16 protein-coding genes are annotated in these 17,062 nt (G+C 54.5%); 7 read left to right on the top strand and 9 right to left on the bottom strand.

Features of this window, described 5'->3' with window-relative positions:
* Nucleotides 1–165 precede the first annotated feature (165 nt).
* Entirely contained in the window at nucleotides 166–1,212 is a 1,047-nt protein-coding gene (locus tag WFL93_RS17310) for an AI-2E family transporter (protein WP_049851918.1), read from the top strand.
* Nucleotides 1,213–1,303: 91 nt separating this feature from the next.
* Here WFL93_RS17310 and WFL93_RS17305 read toward each other — a convergent pair whose 3' ends face one another.
* Together WFL93_RS17305 and WFL93_RS17300 are read right to left on the bottom strand one after the other, a co-directional pair.
* Nucleotides 1,304–2,254: an ABC transporter substrate-binding protein gene (locus tag WFL93_RS17305; RefSeq protein ID WP_336778662.1), complete on the bottom strand. Its 951-nt coding sequence runs from the start codon at nucleotides 2,252–2,254 to the stop codon at nucleotides 1,304–1,306.
* Nucleotides 2,255–2,265: 11 nt separating this feature from the next.
* Nucleotides 2,266–3,030, bottom strand: a complete 765-nt coding sequence (locus tag WFL93_RS17300) for a class II aldolase/adducin family protein (RefSeq protein WP_336778661.1) — start codon at nucleotides 3,028–3,030, stop codon at nucleotides 2,266–2,268.
* Nucleotides 3,031–3,269: 239 nt separating this feature from the next.
* Here WFL93_RS17300 and WFL93_RS17295 point away from each other — a divergent pair, with 239 nt between their 5' ends.
* Nucleotides 3,270–4,874 (top strand): EAL domain-containing protein, encoded by a 1,605-nt coding sequence (locus tag WFL93_RS17295; RefSeq protein WP_180822634.1) that lies wholly within the window; start codon nucleotides 3,270–3,272, stop codon nucleotides 4,872–4,874.
* Nucleotides 4,849–5,808, top strand: coding sequence for a D-2-hydroxyacid dehydrogenase family protein (locus tag WFL93_RS17290; protein WP_336778660.1), 960 nt, complete (start codon nucleotides 4,849–4,851; stop codon nucleotides 5,806–5,808). The genes WFL93_RS17295 and WFL93_RS17290 overlap by 26 nt, the downstream gene beginning before the upstream one ends.
* Here the strand turns inward: WFL93_RS17290 and WFL93_RS17285 are convergent.
* The 3 genes from WFL93_RS17285 to WFL93_RS17275 all read right to left on the bottom strand — a co-directional run bounded on the left by WFL93_RS17285 (nucleotide 5,797) and on the right by WFL93_RS17275 (nucleotide 7,654).
* Nucleotides 5,797–6,279, bottom strand: a complete 483-nt coding sequence (locus WFL93_RS17285; protein ID WP_336778659.1) for a hypothetical protein — start codon at nucleotides 6,277–6,279, stop codon at nucleotides 5,797–5,799. The genes WFL93_RS17290 and WFL93_RS17285 overlap by 12 nt on opposite strands.
* Nucleotides 6,280–6,390: 111 nt before the next feature.
* Entirely contained in the window at nucleotides 6,391–6,861 is a 471-nt protein-coding gene (locus WFL93_RS17280; RefSeq protein ID WP_049851912.1) for a hypothetical protein, read from the bottom strand.
* Nucleotides 6,854–7,654, bottom strand: a complete 801-nt coding sequence (locus WFL93_RS17275) for a hypothetical protein (protein WP_336778658.1) — start codon at nucleotides 7,652–7,654, stop codon at nucleotides 6,854–6,856. Before WFL93_RS17275 ends, WFL93_RS17280 begins: the two co-directional genes overlap by 8 nt.
* 357 nt (nucleotides 7,655–8,011) lie before the next feature.
* On the opposite strand from WFL93_RS17275, the gene proP reads away from it, so the two are divergent.
* The 3 genes from proP to WFL93_RS17260 all read left to right on the top strand — a co-directional run bounded on the left by proP (nucleotide 8,012) and on the right by WFL93_RS17260 (nucleotide 11,694).
* Nucleotides 8,012–9,517: a glycine betaine/L-proline transporter ProP gene (proP, locus tag WFL93_RS17270; RefSeq protein ID WP_049851910.1), complete on the top strand. Its 1,506-nt coding sequence runs from the start codon at nucleotides 8,012–8,014 to the stop codon at nucleotides 9,515–9,517.
* 116 nt (nucleotides 9,518–9,633) lie between these two features.
* A complete protein-coding gene (gene hemB, locus WFL93_RS17265; RefSeq protein WP_336778657.1) occupies nucleotides 9,634–10,611 on the top strand; it encodes a porphobilinogen synthase in 978 nt (325 codons plus the stop codon).
* A gap of 108 nt (nucleotides 10,612–10,719) precedes the next feature.
* Nucleotides 10,720–11,694, top strand: a complete 975-nt coding sequence (locus WFL93_RS17260; RefSeq protein ID WP_007889869.1) for a sensor domain-containing diguanylate cyclase — start codon at nucleotides 10,720–10,722, stop codon at nucleotides 11,692–11,694.
* A gap of 48 nt (nucleotides 11,695–11,742) precedes the next feature.
* Here WFL93_RS17260 and WFL93_RS17255 read toward each other — a convergent pair whose 3' ends face one another.
* Nucleotides 11,743–12,765 (bottom strand): alpha/beta fold hydrolase, encoded by a 1,023-nt coding sequence (locus WFL93_RS17255; RefSeq protein ID WP_007889870.1) that lies wholly within the window; start codon nucleotides 12,763–12,765, stop codon nucleotides 11,743–11,745.
* A gap of 316 nt (nucleotides 12,766–13,081) precedes the next feature.
* On the opposite strand from WFL93_RS17255, the gene WFL93_RS17250 reads away from it, so the two are divergent.
* Nucleotides 13,082–13,573, top strand: coding sequence for a helix-turn-helix domain-containing protein (locus WFL93_RS17250; protein WP_007889871.1), 492 nt, complete (start codon nucleotides 13,082–13,084; stop codon nucleotides 13,571–13,573).
* A gap of 123 nt (nucleotides 13,574–13,696) precedes the next feature.
* Here the strand turns inward: WFL93_RS17250 and yfaU are convergent, their stop codons facing one another.
* The 3 genes from yfaU to rhmD are packed head-to-tail and all read right to left on the bottom strand — an operon-like array spanning nucleotide 13,697 to nucleotide 17,049.
* The gene (gene yfaU / locus WFL93_RS17245; protein ID WP_180822638.1) at nucleotides 13,697–14,497 is read right to left on the bottom strand and encodes a 2-keto-3-deoxy-L-rhamnonate aldolase; all 801 of its coding nucleotides are present in this window, start codon (nucleotides 14,495–14,497) and stop codon (nucleotides 13,697–13,699) included.
* Between the two features lie 13 nt (nucleotides 14,498–14,510).
* Complete coding sequence (locus WFL93_RS17240) at nucleotides 14,511–15,797, bottom strand: MFS transporter (protein WP_007889876.1); 1,287 nt, start codon at nucleotides 15,795–15,797, stop codon at nucleotides 14,511–14,513.
* Nucleotides 15,798–15,846: 49 nt separating this feature from the next.
* Nucleotides 15,847–17,049, bottom strand: coding sequence for an L-rhamnonate dehydratase (gene rhmD / locus WFL93_RS17235; RefSeq protein WP_336778656.1), 1,203 nt, complete (start codon nucleotides 17,047–17,049; stop codon nucleotides 15,847–15,849).
* Nucleotides 17,050–17,062 lie beyond the last annotated feature (13 nt).

Genomic DNA, 17,062 nt, shown 5'->3' with positions numbered 1-17,062 from the left:
TTTATCGCGCACATCAATGCAGGCACCACGCCCAACTAAGTAATGCGCAATAAATTGCGCCGCTACGAATGTTACGAAATGGATGCTTTCTCTTTATCTTAAAATACAGAGAGTTAATTTTAATCAGCTACACTTGCCTGAGCAAAATATGTCTCAGGAGAGAGAATGAATAACCTGCTACAGGAAAAAATTGGCCAGAACATCCTGGTAAAACTGGCGATGCTGGTGATTATTCTGGCGGGCATTCGCGCCGCCTCGGACATCCTGGTGCCCTTCTTATTAGCCAGCTTCCTGGCGATTGTGTTGAATCCGCTGGTGACGATGTTGATGCGCCGCGGCGTCAAGCGCAGCCTGGCGATTACGCTGGTGATCACAGTGATTTTCATTGTGTTACTGCTGCTGGTCGCGGTGCTCGCCAGCTCGGCGAGTGATTTCAGCGATACCTATCCGCAAATTCGTACCATGCTGGAACAGAAGCTCGCTGTGGTTCAGCACTTCGCCGGACGTTTTCACATCAACATCTCTACCGATGCGCTGGCGGCACGCCTCGATCCCAACGTAGTAATGAATATGGCCACCACCATATTAACGCAGCTATCAGGCGCGATGACCAACGTGCTGCTGCTGATTCTGACGGTGGTGTTTATGCTGTTTGAAGTGCGCCATCTGCCCTACAAAATGCGTAACGCGATGGTCAATCCGCAGATCCGTATTGCCGGTTTACACCGCGCGCTAAAAGGGGTGACGCACTACCTGGCCCTGAAAACCCTGGTGAGCTTGATTACCGGCGTGGCCGTTTGGCTGTCGCTGCTGCTGCTCGGCGTGAAGTTTGCGCTGTTCTGGGGCGTGGTGGCGTTCATCCTCAACTTTATCCCTAACATCGGGCCGATCATCGCCGGCATTCCACCGTTTATTCAGGCGCTGGTGCTGAACAACATTTATGACGCCATGCTGGTGGCCGCGCTGTTCAGTGCAATTCATATGGTGTTTGGCAATATGCTCGAGCCGCGACTGATGGGGCGCGGGCTGGGACTCTCAACGTTGGTGGTGTTTCTGTCGTTGATTTTCTGGGGTTGGCTGCTGGGCCCGGTTGGCATGTTGCTGTCGGTGCCGCTCACCAGCGTGACCAAGATTTTGATGGAGACCACGCCGGGCGGTAGCCGGTTAGCGATTATGTTGGGTAATGGGCGGCCGGGTAAACGGGCGCGATAACGCCTTTTTACAACACATCGCGCAATAAATTGCGCCGCTACAAATGGTTGCACAGGTTCCGTAGCGGCGCGATTTATCGCGCGGTTTTCGATCAGTGCGTTTGGAACACGCTGTTATCGGTAATCGCCTGGACATCGACTTTGTTTGGCAAGATTTTCAACTCGCTGAACAGATCCGATACCTTCTGCACTTTCGCCACATCATCCGCCGTTACGCCGCGCACGCCGTGTGAAATTCGCGCGGTAATCTGCTGCGCATCCGCCGGTTGCAGCCGCGTTAGCTGCGCATACACCGCGTTATACTGCTGCGGATGGGCCAGCGCCCATGCGCGCGCTTTGGCCAGACGATGCGTAAAATCGGCAATCGCCGCCCGCTTGCCAGGATCGTCAAGCGAGCTTTGCGTCGCGGTAACAAACGACAGCGCGGTGGTGAGCCCTTTGCCGTCACGCAGCAGGCGCGCACCGTGCTGCTCAGCAATGCCCAGATAAGGATCGAAGGTCGCCCACGCAGCAATCTGCCCAGAATTGAACGCTGCGCTGGCGTCGGTTGGCAACACAAAGCGCACCGGCACCGTATCGCGCGGCACCTGTGCCTCTTCCAGCGCTTCATACAACAAGTGCTGCGAGATACTACCGCGCGCCGATGACACCACCACCTGCTTGCCCGCCAGATCCTTCACGCTGTGGATCGGCGAATCGGCGGGGACGATCAAGCCATTCGAACCACCATCGCCGACATTGGTGGCGATGATTTTGAGCGGCACGCCGCCCGATGCGGCCATCAATACCGGCAAATCTCCGGCGTAGGAGGTATCTACCGCGCCGGCACGCTGCGCTTCAAACAGCGGTGCAGCGCCCTGGAAGTTCGCCCAGCGATATTGATAGGGCGCATCTTTCATCACATCCGCCGCTTCGATCAGCGAGCGCAGATTGCGCGCCTGATCGCCCAGCACAAGCGTGACCTTACTCAAATCAGGCGCGGCCTGGCTGCCAAACGCCGCGCACAGCAGCAGCGCAGTAACCACCGGTTTCATCCATTTCATCAGGTCAGCTCTCAGAGTGCGTTGCGGTTGAGCTGGCGGATGTAAGCATCCCAGTGCAGCTGATATTTGTGATGACGGATGCTGTTATCAAATGCCTGGGCGGCTTTCTCGGCGACCGCATCCGGCAGGATGATCAGCTGCGCGCCGCCGGATTGCGCCGCCAACTGGGCTTGGCAGGCACGCTCGAGATAATAGAGGTTGTAGAACGCCTCTTCGATACTGCCGCCGCTGGTCAGCAAACCGTGATTACGCAGAATCAGCGCGTTGCGATCGCCGAGATCGGCGACGATGCGCTGCTGCTCATCAAGATCCAGCGCGATGCCTTCATAATCATGATAACCAAGGCGATTATGAAAACGGGTGCTGTGCTGCGAAATCATCAGCAGGCCATTTTTCTGCGCCGAAACGCCAATGCCTGCGGCCGTGTGCGTATGCAGCACCGCATGCGCATCGGGACGCGCGCGATGAATCGCGCTGTGAATCACAAATCCAGCAAGGTTAATTCCCAGCCCGGTTGGGTCGTCAATAATGTTGCCGTCGATGTCGATCTTCACCAGCGTTTCCGCCTGAATTTCATCGAAGGTTTGGCCAAAAGCATTGATGAGAAAGTGCGGCTTATCGCCCGGCACGCGCAGGGAAAAATGGGTGTAGATATGATCGGTCCAGCGCAGTTTCGCCGCCAGATGATAGGCCTGAGCCAGCTTCACGCGCGCCTGCCATTCGCCTTCGCTAATACGCTGCCGTAATGACGCGACATCCAGTGTTTCAGTGCTCATTTCCGTTCCTCATTTCAGGTCAATATGCTTGCCTAACATCGTGGCATAGCGATTTTGCCGCTGGGAAATGCCAATAACGGCAAAACATTGTCATTAAACGCAAAGTGAGGTTGATAATTGACCTATATCAGATCGGTTAATTCTTAAATCGCTAACATGCAGCGCCCGATGAAAGTGGTATGCTGCTGACGCCGCTGTTTGCCTGCTTTCAACTGCTTTAACCGACCGAGGAATGCCTGGTGCCTCCGCAAAAACGAAATCGCGATTTTGGCTGGCTATTAATTATCTGCGCCGGATTATTACCGCTGGTGCTCGGCATCCTTTGTACCGCCATCGAAGCACGCCATACCGTCAGCCAGCAGCAGATTTCCACCGCCAATGCGTTGCTCACCCAGGCCGAAAAGATGAGCGACACTGCGTGGGATATGATTACCGAATTGCGCCAGTATCATTACCAATCCTGTGCGCAGATTGAGGACAAATTGCAGCGCGCCGGCACCCTCAATCCCTATTTTCGCTCGATTGGCATGCTGAAAGGCGATGATATCAGCTGCTCTTCCGCCTTCGGCCTGGCGCCCGGCACGCTGACCGAAATGATGATGCAGCCGCCGCCGATTACCGGCAAAGCCTGGTGGAGCATCTCGGTGCGCGGCACGGTGGGCGTGCCCAATCGTCCGGCGGTAGTCTTTGTCCGTCAGCTGCCGGATACCACCGGTTTTTGGGCGGTGATTGATGGCCAATATCTGCTGGACTTTATGCACGCGATTGGCGAATCGCGCGATTATCAAATGAGCCTGCAGTTTAGCGGCGGCACGGTGATCAGCAGCGGACCAAACGACAACACGCCTGAGCTGTATCTGCAAAGCGAGACCTTCCAGACCGAATCCAGCCGCTATCCTATTAGCGTTACTGTTACGGCGCCCGCCTCCGAATTGCTCAAAGCCTGGCGTCAGGCGCTGTTCATCTTCCTGCCCATGGCGGCAATTTTCTCGATTCTGCTGATGATCCTCACCGCTAACTGGCTGCGTCGCCGCATCTCCTGGCACGATGAGATTGCCCGCGCCATCCGTGCCCGCCAGTTTTCAGTGCACTATCAACCGGTTTACAGCAATAAGTTACAGGCCTGTTCCGGTGCAGAAGCTCTGCTGCGCTGGCAACTGCCGAACGGTGAGATGATTCGTCCTGATATCTTTATCAGCGCTGCCGAAACTGAAGGAATGATTGTGCCGTTGACGCAGCATTTGCTGGAGCTGATGGCCGAAGATATTCAGAGCTGGCAGGTAAAACCCGGTTTTCATATCGGGCTGAACCTGGCAGCGGAACACCTGCAGCATGCTGATTTTGTGGCAGATATCGAGCTATTTGCGGCGCGCATTAAAGATAAACAGATGTCCATTACGCTAGAGCTGACCGAACGTAGCCTGATTGAAGATGGCGAAATGGTGGCCGAGAAACTGCGCCATTTGCGCGCGCAGGGCATGAAAGTGGCGATCGATGATTTCGGTACCGGCCACTGTTCCTTAACGTATCTGATGAAGTTCCCGCTGGATTACCTGAAGATCGATCGCGGCTTTATCAACGCCATCGAAGGTCTCGAGATTGAGACGCCGGTGCTGGATGCCATTATTAATCTGTGCCACAAGCTGGAGCTGGATGTGCTCGGTGAAGGCGTCGAAACCGCGACACAATTTGAGTACTTACGCCGGCGTGGTGTGATATTTATTCAGGGCTTCTATTATGCCCGTCCATTGGATAATGACCGGCTACGTGCCTGGCTCAATGAGCATGGGCACCAGCCGATTCTCGTTGAGGAACATCATGAACCTGAACTGCATCATTCTTGATGATTATCAGAACGTCGCCCTAACGCTTGCCGATTGGGCGTCTCTCGAACCGCTGGTTCACACCACTTCCCTCACTGAACATTATGCCGACCAGGATGAACTGGTTAAGAAAATCGCCCATGCTGACATTTTGGTGGTGATGCGTGAGCGCACGCCGCTCAGCGCCGAGCTCATTGGCCGCCTGCCTGATCTGAAAATGGTGGTCACCTCCGGCATGCGCAACGCTTCAATTGATTTGGATGCCTGCGCCGAACGCTATATCGCGGTATGCGGCACCGCCAGCAGCAGCGCCGCGCCGATGGAGCTCAGCTGGGGATTGCTGCTTGGACTGGCGCGTCACATCGTGCCGGAGAACCAGGCGCTGCGCAGCAACGGGCCGTGGCAGCACACCTTAGGGATGAGCCTGCATGGCAAAACGCTGGGCTTACTCGGCTTGGGTAAAATTGGCGGCGAAATGGCCAAAGTGGCGCAGGCGTTTGGCATGCAGGTGTGCGCATGGAGCCAAAATTTAACCGCGCAACGTGCGGCAGAGTGCGGCGTGAAACGCATGCCGTCGCTGACTGCGCTGCTGAATACAAGTGATGTGGTGTCGATCCATCTGGTGCTCAGCGATCGTACGCGCCATTTGCTGGACGAAGCTGCGCTGGCGCAGATGAAGCCGGACGCGCTGCTGATTAACACCTCACGCGCGGGTATTGTCGATCAAGCCGCGATGATCGCCGCGCTGCAATCCGGACAGTTGGCCGGTGCGGGATTAGATGTGTTTGAACAGGAGCCGCTGCCCGCGGATCATCCATTGCGCCAGCTACCTAATGTGCTGGCCACGCCGCATCTCGGCTATGTTGCCGACAGTAACTATCACAGCTACTTTACTCAGGCGGTGGAGGATATTCAGGGATGGTTAACGGGTGCGCCGCTGCGCTCACTGCTCTGAGCGGCCCGCGCGACGTTTTTCGGCGATGCGTAGTGCCACTTCAAGGCTGTCTTCCGCCAGTGCGCTGGCCGGCAGATCGCGCTGCGCGTTAAGACGTTGGTTGATGCGTTCCAGCGTGGGCGTTAATTGCCCTACCAGCTGTTGATATTCATCAAGCTGCGTGATGGGTTGGTTGCGTGCGATGCTGGTTTGCGTCAGCCGTTGTAGCTGGCGCACGCTTTCCAGCGCCTGACTGGAGAGTAATCCCGCCTGGCGCCAGCTTTTCAGGCGCAGCAACAGCTCATCCGGTTGTTGCGCCAGTAATGCCAGCTGCGCATCCGCACGCTCACCACAGTTTATCCATTCGATCGAGGCAGCAGGAACGGCAGCCGTACGCGGTGCCGCAGGCACAAGATTGATAAGATTCCTTTCTACACTGTCAATCATCGACAGCCAGGGATTATCAAAAAGCTGGGCGTTTTTCCTCGACATGAACACTCCACCAAAGCAAGGCGGCAGAGTATTACTGAATGTTTTAGAGCTGGCAAGCAGTGGTTACCGCCTCGCTTAATGGTAAGTTTTTCTTATTTATTTGCGCAACAATCAGGTATGGCAATAAAGCCGCGGCATACCAGCATAATTGATTATTTGGTCACCATTCGGCAGTTGATACATCTGATAAAAATCATTATTTGCTTCACGGGCCGAGGTGAAAAGGATGATGGGTGCGAGGGCCGCAGGTAAGGTATCGTCGCCCATGACCTGGACTTTTTGCGTATAGACCCGCATGAAATCCCCCTGGCGATGCCATGTGCCGCTGGAGATGCGGTGCAGCCGATAGTGGCTATCGCTTGAAGTTACCGTGCCAAGCAGCATGGCACTGCCGCTGCCATCAGCTTTATAGCGATTACGTGAAGTCGCCTCAATCGTTCCTGCTGGCTTTCCTTCATTATCAATGCGGTAGGGAAACTCACACCATTCCGGCACCGGCTCAGCGGGACGAATGAGCAATACCAGCGCCCACGGCAAGATAAAGGCGACAAAAATAGCGCTGCCCAGCAAAGATTTACGCATCCGGTAACTCCTGGAAAAAAACCATCCACGACATGCATTCGTTATTCTTTTGCGCCATCGGTTTAGCGCAGAGGAAGGCGCTGGTAAATACGCGGGTGCGCGAGCGGTTGATATACAACAACTGCGGGACGGAGCCATCGGGCAAATGCGGTTTTAAGGCACGGAACCGGGTGAGTGCATCTTTCACCACGTACGAATCTGCGGAGAGGCTTTCGGTAATAAACACCTGCGTCTGCTGCTCCTGCCCATAAGATTTGTAGCGCGTACCTTCATGGTCGGTTGGCACAAACTCCTGTCGTGCCATCAATGCCAGGCCTGCATTGAGCAGCAGCGCTGCCGCCAGCACGCCGCGCAGCCGCCAGGATTTTTTCTTTACTAGCGGCGGTTTCGTCAGCGGTTCGGGCGACGCCACTGGCGTTGTTTCTGCGGCCGGAAGAGAAGGCGCATCGTCATCGACAGGCACAACATCCACCTGCTCCGCCAGCACGCAGCCGATTAACGGCACATGATGAATCAACGGACCCGGAGCAAGCGCCAGCTGCGCCAGACGATTGATCTCAGTGATGGCAACGGTAAGCCGCTCGGCAAAGGGAGCATCCGAGGTTTCACGCTGGAACAGCACATGCAGCGCCTGATTGCGCACCAGCTTCCCCTGCGCGTTAACCACACGATGCAACATGGCGCTTTGCAAAGGCGTCAGCGCCACGCGCTGGGCGGGAGAATTCAGCGGATATAACACCTGTTGTTTGGCATCAAAACAGAGACTTTTGGCAAACAAAACAAAGCGCGCCATGCGGATCCTGATTTCCAAAAAGCAATTGGCGCAAGTATAAGTAGTTTCAGCGTTTGGCGCACGCTTACCGCAAATTACTACGAGATTTAGCTGGTTTTTTTGACGCGTTTAAACACGCTATAAGCCACAGCATTAGCTAAAAAATAGACAGTTAATGGCGGAAACATGACAAATATCACACAAAATCGGTATACTCTGTCGCGGTTGGCAATCATTACCCCCCTAATAATTGCCAGGCAGGCCAGGGAAAATCGTTATTTCACGGCTATGCTTTAATTTTCTCAACGCCGCGGACTGTTAGCATTCTTTGAGTCCGCAGCGTTGAGGATTTTTCGAATTCCAATACAGGGTAACTGCATGAAACTACGTAGGAAGCGTGTAAAACCTATCGGGATTGATGATGTCACAATTATCGACGACTCCCGTTTACGTAAAGCCATTACCGCGGCTTCGCTGGGCAACGCGATGGAGTGGTTTGATTTTGGTGTTTATGGCTTTGTGGCGTATGCGCTGGGTAAAGTGTTTTTCCCGGACGTAACGCCAGGTATTCAGATGATTGCCGCACTGGCAACTTTCTCGGTGCCATTCCTGATCCGTCCGCTGGGCGGCCTGTTCTTCGGTATGCTGGGCGACAAATACGGTCGTCAAAAAATCCTCTCCATTACCATTGTCATTATGTCGATCAGTACCTTCTGTATCGGCCTGATACCCTCTTATGCCTCGATTGGCATCTGGGCACCGGTGCTGCTGCTGTTGGCGAAAATGGCGCAGGGCTTCTCGGTCGGCGGTGAATACACCGGCGCCTCAATCTTCGTCGCCGAATACTCGCCAGACCGTAAGCGCGGCTTTATGGGCAGCTGGCTTGATTTCGGCTCCATTGCCGGCTTCGTGCTGGGTGCGGGCGTCGTAGTACTAATTTCCACCATCATTGGTGAAGAGAAGTTCCTCGAATGGGGCTGGCGTCTGCCGTTCTTCCTCGCGCTGCCGCTGGGTATTATCGGTCTGTATCTGCGTCATGCGCTGGAAGAGACCCCGGCGTTCCAGCAGCACGTTGAGAAGCTGGAACAGGGTGACCGCGAAGGTCTGCGCGATGGCCCGAAAGTCTCGTTCAAAGAGATTGCGACTAAACACTGGAAAAGCCTGCTGGCCTGTATCGGTCTGGTGATCGCCACCAACGTGACCTACTACATGTTGCTGACCTACATGCCGAGCTACCTGTCGCATAACCTGCACTACTCGGAAGATCACGGTGTGCTGATTATTATCGCCATCATGATGGGTATGCTGTTTGTACAGCCGGTAATGGGGATGCTGAGTGACCGCTTTGGTCGTCGTCCGTTTGTTATCATCGGCAGCATCGCGTTGTTCATCTTCGCGATTCCGGCCTTCATGTTGATCAATAGCGGCGTGCTGGGCCTGATTTTTGCTGGTCTGCTGCTGATGGCGGTGATCCTCAACGCCTTTACCGGTGTGATGGCTTCGTCGCTGCCTGCGATGTTCCCGACGCACATCCGCTACAGTGCGCTGGCGAGTGCGTTCAACATTTCGGTATTGGTTGCCGGTTTAACGCCAACGCTGACTGCCTATCTGGTTGAAGCCACCAACAATCTGTATATGCCGGCTTACTACCTGATGGTGGTGGCAGTGATTGGCTTAATCACCGGTATCTACATGAAAGAGACCGCCAACAAGCCGCTGCGCGGCGCAACACCGGCGGCCTCGGACATGGAAGAGGCGCGTGAAATCCTGCAGGAGCATCACGACAACATCGAGCAGAAAATCGAAGATATTGATGGTGAGATCGCCAAGCTTGAGGCGAAACGTAAAAACCTGGTGCAGCAGCACCCGGACATCAACGAGTAATCTTCCCCACTCCCGCCGCCCGGCGGGAGTTTTCGTTTCCGCACACAATCCTTCATCCGCAGCCGTGAAAAGGGGTAAACTATTGCCACTTTTTTAACCTGCAAAAGTTGTCGAGCATGTCTGAATTTAATCTTATCCAGCGCCCAAGAAGGCTGCGTAAAAGCGCGTCAATGCGCGAAATGTTCCAGGAATCCAACCTGAGCCTGAACGATCTGGCGCTGCCGATCTTCGTCGAAGAGGGCGTAGATGACTACGTGCCTATTAACGCCATGCCGGGCGTGATGCGTATTCCTGAGAAACGACTGGCGTATGAGATCGAGCGTATTGCCAAAGCGGGCATCCGTTCTGTGATGACCTTTGGCATTTCACACCACACCGACGCCACCGGCAGCGATGCCTGGAATGAAAATGGCCTGGTGGCGCGTATGTCGCGTATTTGCAAAGACACCGTGCCGGAAATGATCGTGATGTCCGATACCTGCTTCTGCGAATACACCAGCCACGGCCATTGCGGCGTACTGTGCGATCACGGCGTCGATAACGACCAAACGCTGATCAACCTCGGTAAGCAAGCGGTGGTGGCGGCACAGGCCGGCGCGGACTTTATCGCACCTTCTGCCGCGATGGATGGTCAGGTAAAAGCGATCCGTCAGGCGCTGGACGCTGCCGGCTTCAACGATACCGCTATCATGTCGTACTCCACCAAGTTCGCTTCTTCCTTCTACGGTCCGTTCCGTGAAGCGGCAGGTACCGCGCTGAAAGGCGACCGTAAGACTTATCAGATGAATCCCATGAACCGCCGCGAAGCGATTCGTGAGTCGCTGATTGATGAAGCGGAAGGCGCTGATTCCCTGATGGTCAAACCGGCCGGAGCCTACCTCGATATCCTGCGTGACATCCGCGAGCGCACCACGCTGCCGCTGGCTGCGTACCAGGTTAGCGGTGAATACGCAATGATTAAATTCGCCGCGCAGGCCGGTGCCATCGACGAACGCAATGTGGTTCTGGAAAGCCTCGGTGCGATTAAACGTGCCGGCGCCGATCTCATTTTCAGCTATTTTGCCCTTGATCTCGCCGAGCAAAAAATGCTCTGATCCTCGTTACGCTTGGCAGTGGTTATCGCAGCCGCTGCCCGGCGCTTTCTGCCTGTGTGGCAAAAACACCAGTGTTGTCGTAATTCCATAATTAATAAGAGTAACGCGATGAAAGCACCTGCACTGCCTGCGGACGAGTCACATCGTCTGGCCCAGTTACGTGCGCTCAACATTCTGCATACGCCGGCAGAAGAGCGTTTCGACCGTTTAACCCGCCTTGCCCGTCGTCTGTTTGGCGTGCCGGTGGCGCTCGTGAGCTTAATGGAAGAGGACCATCAGTGGTTCAAATCCATCGCTGGACCGAGTGCTGCCACCGCGCCGCGCAATACCTCCTTCTGCGGCCATGCCATTCTGCAAGACGATGTGATGGTGGTGGAAAATCCCTTAGAAGATGAGCGTTTCTGCGACAACCCGCTGGTGAAAGATAACGACAATCCGATACGTTTTTACGCCGGTTGTCCGCTGCGCACGCCCGCTGGCGCTAAAGTCGGCACGCTGTGTCTGATTGACCATCATGTGCGCGAGTTTGACGCTGACGATATCCATACCCTGCGCGATCTGGCTGCCATGGCGGAAGCGGAATTGGTCGCATTTCAGACCGCCACCTCCGATGAGCTGACGCAAATCACCAACCGCCGCGGCTTTATGACGCTCGGCCAGCTGGCGCTGAATGAGTGCCAGGTGAAGCAGTTACCTGCCAGCCTGACCTTCCTCGATCTCGATCGCTTTAAAGCCATCAATGATACGCTCGGCCACCGCGAAGGCGACCGCGCGCTCATGGATTTTGCTGATGCCATGAAGGTGAGCTTCCGCCATGCGGATATCTTTGCCCGCCTGGGCGGTGATGAGTTTGTGGTGCTGTTTAACGGCTTGCAGCAAGCCGATGCCGAAGGCGTGCTGGCGCGCTTTGATCGGTTCCTGCAGCAGCAAACCCAGGATTTGGATCGCCGCTACGTTCTGCACTTCTCATCGGGAATTGTTGAGTTTGATCCCGACCATCCGCAATCGCTGGAGCAGCTGCTGGAAGGCAGCGATGAGCGTATGTACGCCGCTAAAAACGGCAAAAAGCAGCAGAGCGTATAACAAGCGGGTCGCCAACCGTGGCGACCTCATAATCAATGCGTTTGGCCGCTATTTACGCGTCAGCGCCTCAATCAATTGCTGATTAAATTTCTGCGGCTCTTCCATTTGCGGCGCATGTCCCATGCCCGGGAATTCGATTAAACGGGCACCGGGAATCATCTGCGCCACCTGCTTACCCAGGACGTTGTAATGCCCCAGCTTCGCTTTCACTTCCGGTGGCGCAATATCACTGCCAATCGCCGTGGTATCGGCGGTGCCAATCATCAGGGTGGTTGGGACGCGTAAATCTTTAAACTCGTAATAGACCGGCTGAGTGAAAATCATGTCGTAGATTAATGCCGAGTTCCACGCCACTTTCTTGTGCCCCGGCCCGCCGTTCAAACCTGCCAGCATATCGACCCATTTGTCATATTCCGGCTTCCACTGGCCGCTGTAATAGGTCTGTTGCTCGTACTTCTTGATGCCCGCCGCGTCCAGTTTGAGTTCACGCTGATACCACTGATCGACCGAGCGCCACGGCGCGCCTTTGGCTTTCCAGTCCTCTAAACCAATAGGGTTCACCAGCACCAGCTGCTGCGTTTGCCTGGGATACATCAGCGCGTAGCGCGTTGCCAGCATGCCGCCGGTTGAGTGCCCAATGATGATGGCGTTTTCGACGCCGAGCTGCTGCAACAGTTGATGGGTGTTCTGCGCCAGCTGCTGGAAGGTGTATTGATAGTTGGCCGGTTTGGTTGAACTGCAGAAGCCAATCTGATCCGGCGCAATCACACGATAGCCTTTCTGGCTCAGCGCTTTGATGGTGTCGTCCCAGGTGGCGCCGCAGAAGTTTTTGCCGTGCATCAGTACTACGGTGGCTCCATTGGCCTGCTGCTCAGGCTTAACGTCCATATAGCCCATGCTCAGCGTTTGCTGCTGCGAAGAGAAGGAAAAGTGCTGCAGTGGATAGGGATAGCGGAAGCCTTCCAGCTGTTCGCCATACACATTGGCGGCGAACGCAGGTGCAGTACTGGCTATCGCCACCGTGGCCAGAATAACGGCAAGTGACTGTTTTGTCTTAAAACGAAAACCCATATTGCCCTTCCTTAACAGAGAAAACCTTCAGTCTGACACGTTAATCCGTTTTACGTATTGATGGCGTGTGCCGCAGAGGGATGTAAATTTTACATTTAGCCCATCAACACTATGAAAAATTTGAGTTAATAATAACGTCCGTTATTACGATAAATATTCAACATCAGAACAACACGCAAACGGTTTTGCGCACGGAAAACAAGACCAGTCTTGATGACAAATAATAAATAAGCCAAATAATCAGAAAACTTTACATTAATTGCAGATTGGAAAGATTAATTAAATTACACTCTCTAAGTGTTTATGGAGGACTACAATGACACAGCAAAAATATAATGAAGGGGTGATTGATTCGGTGACCGAATGGATTATGTCTAATTTGGATCAACGTTTAAGCATTGATGATATCGCATTAAAATCGGGCTATTCAAAATGGTATTTGCAGAAACTTTTTGCCCGCTATCACAATGAAACCCTGGCACGCTACATTCGTAAAAAGAAACTGATTCACTGCATCAATGATTTGAAAAACAGCAACGCGCCGATAATTAGCCTGGCCGTAAAATACCACTTTGAAAGTCAGCAATCTTTCACGCGATCGTTTAAACACGTACTCGGCTGCACGCCACTCTTCTGTCGCAAAAGGCAGCTCGATAAGGAAACCCAACAAGCACTGCACGAAAGTAATGATCCCTGCGTACTTTGTCGACAGGCCGGATTTGATGTTACAGAACGCACGCGAGAAATTGTTGCTCCTAAAGTACGCAGTAATGAATTTTTACCACGTATCAGCTGCGTGATGCGCTAACGAATCCATCACGCTTTTATTAACGCCTTTGCACTCATTTCTGACGCTAATAGACTTATTCATGTCACATTTAAAGGCTATATCAACGCTGAAAAACGGATGGCGCACCATCCGTTTTTTCATTTAATAGCTGGCTTTATTCAGCGCGATTGCACTGTTTTTAAAATGCGCTAAACGATTATCCAGCGCGGCGGTATAAAGCATGGTATCTACCCCGACGGCGACAAAATTTGCCCCCCAATCGAGAGCACGTTCCGCCATGGCCAGATTAACCGCCAGAAAACCAGCGGCTTTTCCCGCACTGCGGATGCGTTTAATACTGTGTTCAATGATCTTCTGCACCTCGGGATGATCGGCATTATCGGGAAAACCTAATGAAGCTGACAGATCCGCTGGGCCAATAAATATCCCGTCAACACCCTCAACCTCTAGCAGCGCATCCAGATTCTCAATGGCGGTTTTGCTCTCGGCCTGTATCAGCAAACAGAGTTCGTCATTGGCACGCGCCATGTAATTTTCCACCCGCCCCCACCGCGCCGCACGCGCTACTCCAGCACCTACCCCGCGCGTGCCATAAGGTGGATAGCGTGTCGCCCGTACCAGCGCCTGTGCCTGCTCGGCAGTATCAATCATCGGCACCAGCAAAGTACGTGCACCGATATCCAGCACCTGCTTAATCAACGCCGTCTGGAACTCTATCGGACGAATCACCGGCTGGCTGCGATAAGGCGCAATAGCCTGCAGCTGATGATAGAGATCCTGCACGGTATTCGGTGCATGTTCGCCATCAATCAATAACCAGTCGTAGCCGCTGGTGGCGGCAATCTCGGCCAGATACGACGATGTGCTGCTGAGCCATAAACCAATCTGCGTTTCACCGTTGGCCAGGCCGGCTTTAAAGGCATTTTTTAATGGATCCTGCATACCCACTCCTTCTTTAATGCGACGCCTGCTGAGATTGTGGCAATTGACGCTCCACTTTCAGGCTGAGAATAATCAGTGAACCGATGGCAGCGATCAGCGCCAGCGCCAGCAACCCGGCGCTGCTGCTGTTAAACTGCGCCTCGGCATTGACGCGAATCAGCGGGGCGAGGAAGCCACCGACGGCACCAAACAGATTGACGAAGCCGATGCCCGCCGCCAGCGCGGTGCCGGACAGCAGCTGAGTTGGCATGGTCCAGAACACCGGCTGCACGGCAATAAAGCCTACCGCCGCCACGCTAAGTGCGAGGATGGCCAGCAGCGGCGACACCAATCCGGATAGCCCAATCCCCAGCGCCGCCGCTAGCAAGGTAAACGCCGCCACCCGACGCCGTTCGCCGCTGCGATCGGAATAACGCGGAATCAACCAGGTGCCAAACAGCGCGGCAACCCACGGAATCGCCGCCACCAGCGAAGCGAGAAATCCGACTTTGGTGCCGATCAGCGCCGCCACCTGCGAAGGCAGGAAGAAGATCAGGCCATATACTGCAATCTGAATGGTCATGTAGATAATGGCGAGCTGCCAGACGCGACCGTTACGCAGCGCATCACGCAGTTGTGCGGTGGGCTTTTGCTGCTCCTCGCTCTCCAGCTGGCGCTGCAACGCTTGTTTCTCATCAGCGCTGAGAAAACGCGCGGTTGCCGGCGTGTCGTCGATATAGCTGAAGGTGAAAAACCCGGCGGCTACCGCTAATAATCCCTCAATAATGAACATCCAGAACCAACCCGGATGTCCCAGCACGCCATGCATTTCCAGCAGCGCGCCCGAAAGCGGCGAGCCTAACGTCAACGCCAGCGGTGCGCCCATGTAGAACAAACCCATTACGCTGGCACGCTGCTGCTGCGGGAACCACAGCGATGTCAGATAGATCATGCCAGGAAAGAATCCCGCCTCAGCGGCACCGAGCAGTGTGCGTACCAGCAGAAATTTGGCCTCGGTGTCGGCAAATGCCATCGCCGCCGAAAGAAATCCCCACAGCAGCGTGGTGCCGCCAATCCAGCTGCGTGCGCCAAAACGTCGCATCAGCAAATTGGCCGGCACGCCGAGCAATGCGTACACCACAAAGAAAATCCCGGCACCGAGCGCGTAAGCCTCGTTACTTAAGCCGGTATCGAGTTGATACGCCTCTTTGGCAAAGCCGATGTTGGCGCGGTCAAGAAACGCCAGCACGTAGAGCATCAACATGAAAGGAATGAGGCGGGCACGGTTTTTCTTCACCGCGCTGTGCACCAGATTATCCATTGGGAAAGCCCTCACAAAGGGCTGCGACCATCAGCCGCAGCCCGCGCGGTTAATGGTGATAAGGACGTTTCAGACCTTCGCGATTCAGCTCTACGCCAAAGCCCGGTTTATCCAGTACCGATTTGTGTATGCGGCCATTGACTGGCACCGGCTCATTGATGAGCAGCGGATCAAACTGCGGGCGTAGCGTGCTGCAATCCGGGCTGGTCATCAGGAATTCACTGAATGGCGTATTGGTGAACGTGATTACCGCATGATGCGAGTAAACCGAAGAGCCGTGCGGCACCACCAATTGACCGCGTGATTTTGCCAGCGCGGCCACTTCAACCAACGTAGTCAGGCCGCCGCACCAACCGACATCGGGTTGCAAAATATCGATGCCGGTTTCTGCCAGGGTGCGGAAGGATTGCAGCGTGCCGTGATGCTCGCCGCTGGTGATTAACATGCCCTGCGGCGCCTGCTTTTTCAGCTGGGCGTAGCCTTCAAATTGTTGTGGCGGCAAACACTCTTCCAGCCACTTGACGTTATAAGGTGCGCAGGCGTGTGCCAGTTTGGTGGCAAAATTCACGTCCTGGCTCATCCAGCAATCCAGCATCAGCCAGAAATCTGCGCCACAGGTTTCACGATAGTGGGCAATGCGCGCCACCTCTTTACGGATGCCTTCGTCACCATCGTGTGGTCCCCACTGCACCGCCATCTTGCCACCGATAAACCCCATTTTTTGCGCCAGATCTGGACGAGCGCCGGTAGCATAGAACTGCAGTTCATCACGCACCGCGCCACCCAACAGCTTGTATACCGGCAGCTCGGTAACTTTGCCGAACAGATCCCACAGCGCCAAATCGACGCACGAAATAGTATTCATCACCACGCCACCGGAACCGGCGTAGTACATGGTGGCATTCATCATCTGGTCGTGAATCAGTTTGATATCGCTAACGCAGCGCCCTTCGATGAAGCGATTCAGATGCTTTTCAACGATAAAGCAGCCCATTTCACCGCCGGTGGTGATGGCAAACCCGGTTTGCCCGTTATCGGCTTCAACTTCAACAATCAGCGTACCTAGCACGTTGATGCCTAAGGATTGTCGCGACTGCTCATACTGTTTGTATTTGCTCATCGGCGTGGCGACATGGTCATCAATCCAGTGATTAGCACCCTGATCGTGGTAATCGCCGCCAGCCGCCGCTTTATCGGCCGTTGCGCCACCGGCAAAGTAGGCGCGGACAGTTTTAATTTTTGGTAGGGACATGAGCTTCTCCGGG

Source organism: Pantoea sp. USHLN256, assembly GCF_037149875.1.
In the GTDB taxonomy this organism is placed as follows: Bacteria; Pseudomonadota; Gammaproteobacteria; order Enterobacterales; family Enterobacteriaceae; genus Pantoea; species Pantoea nemavictus.
Note: the sequence above shows the minus strand (reverse complement) of the source record. Positions and strands in the feature narration are given on the sequence as shown.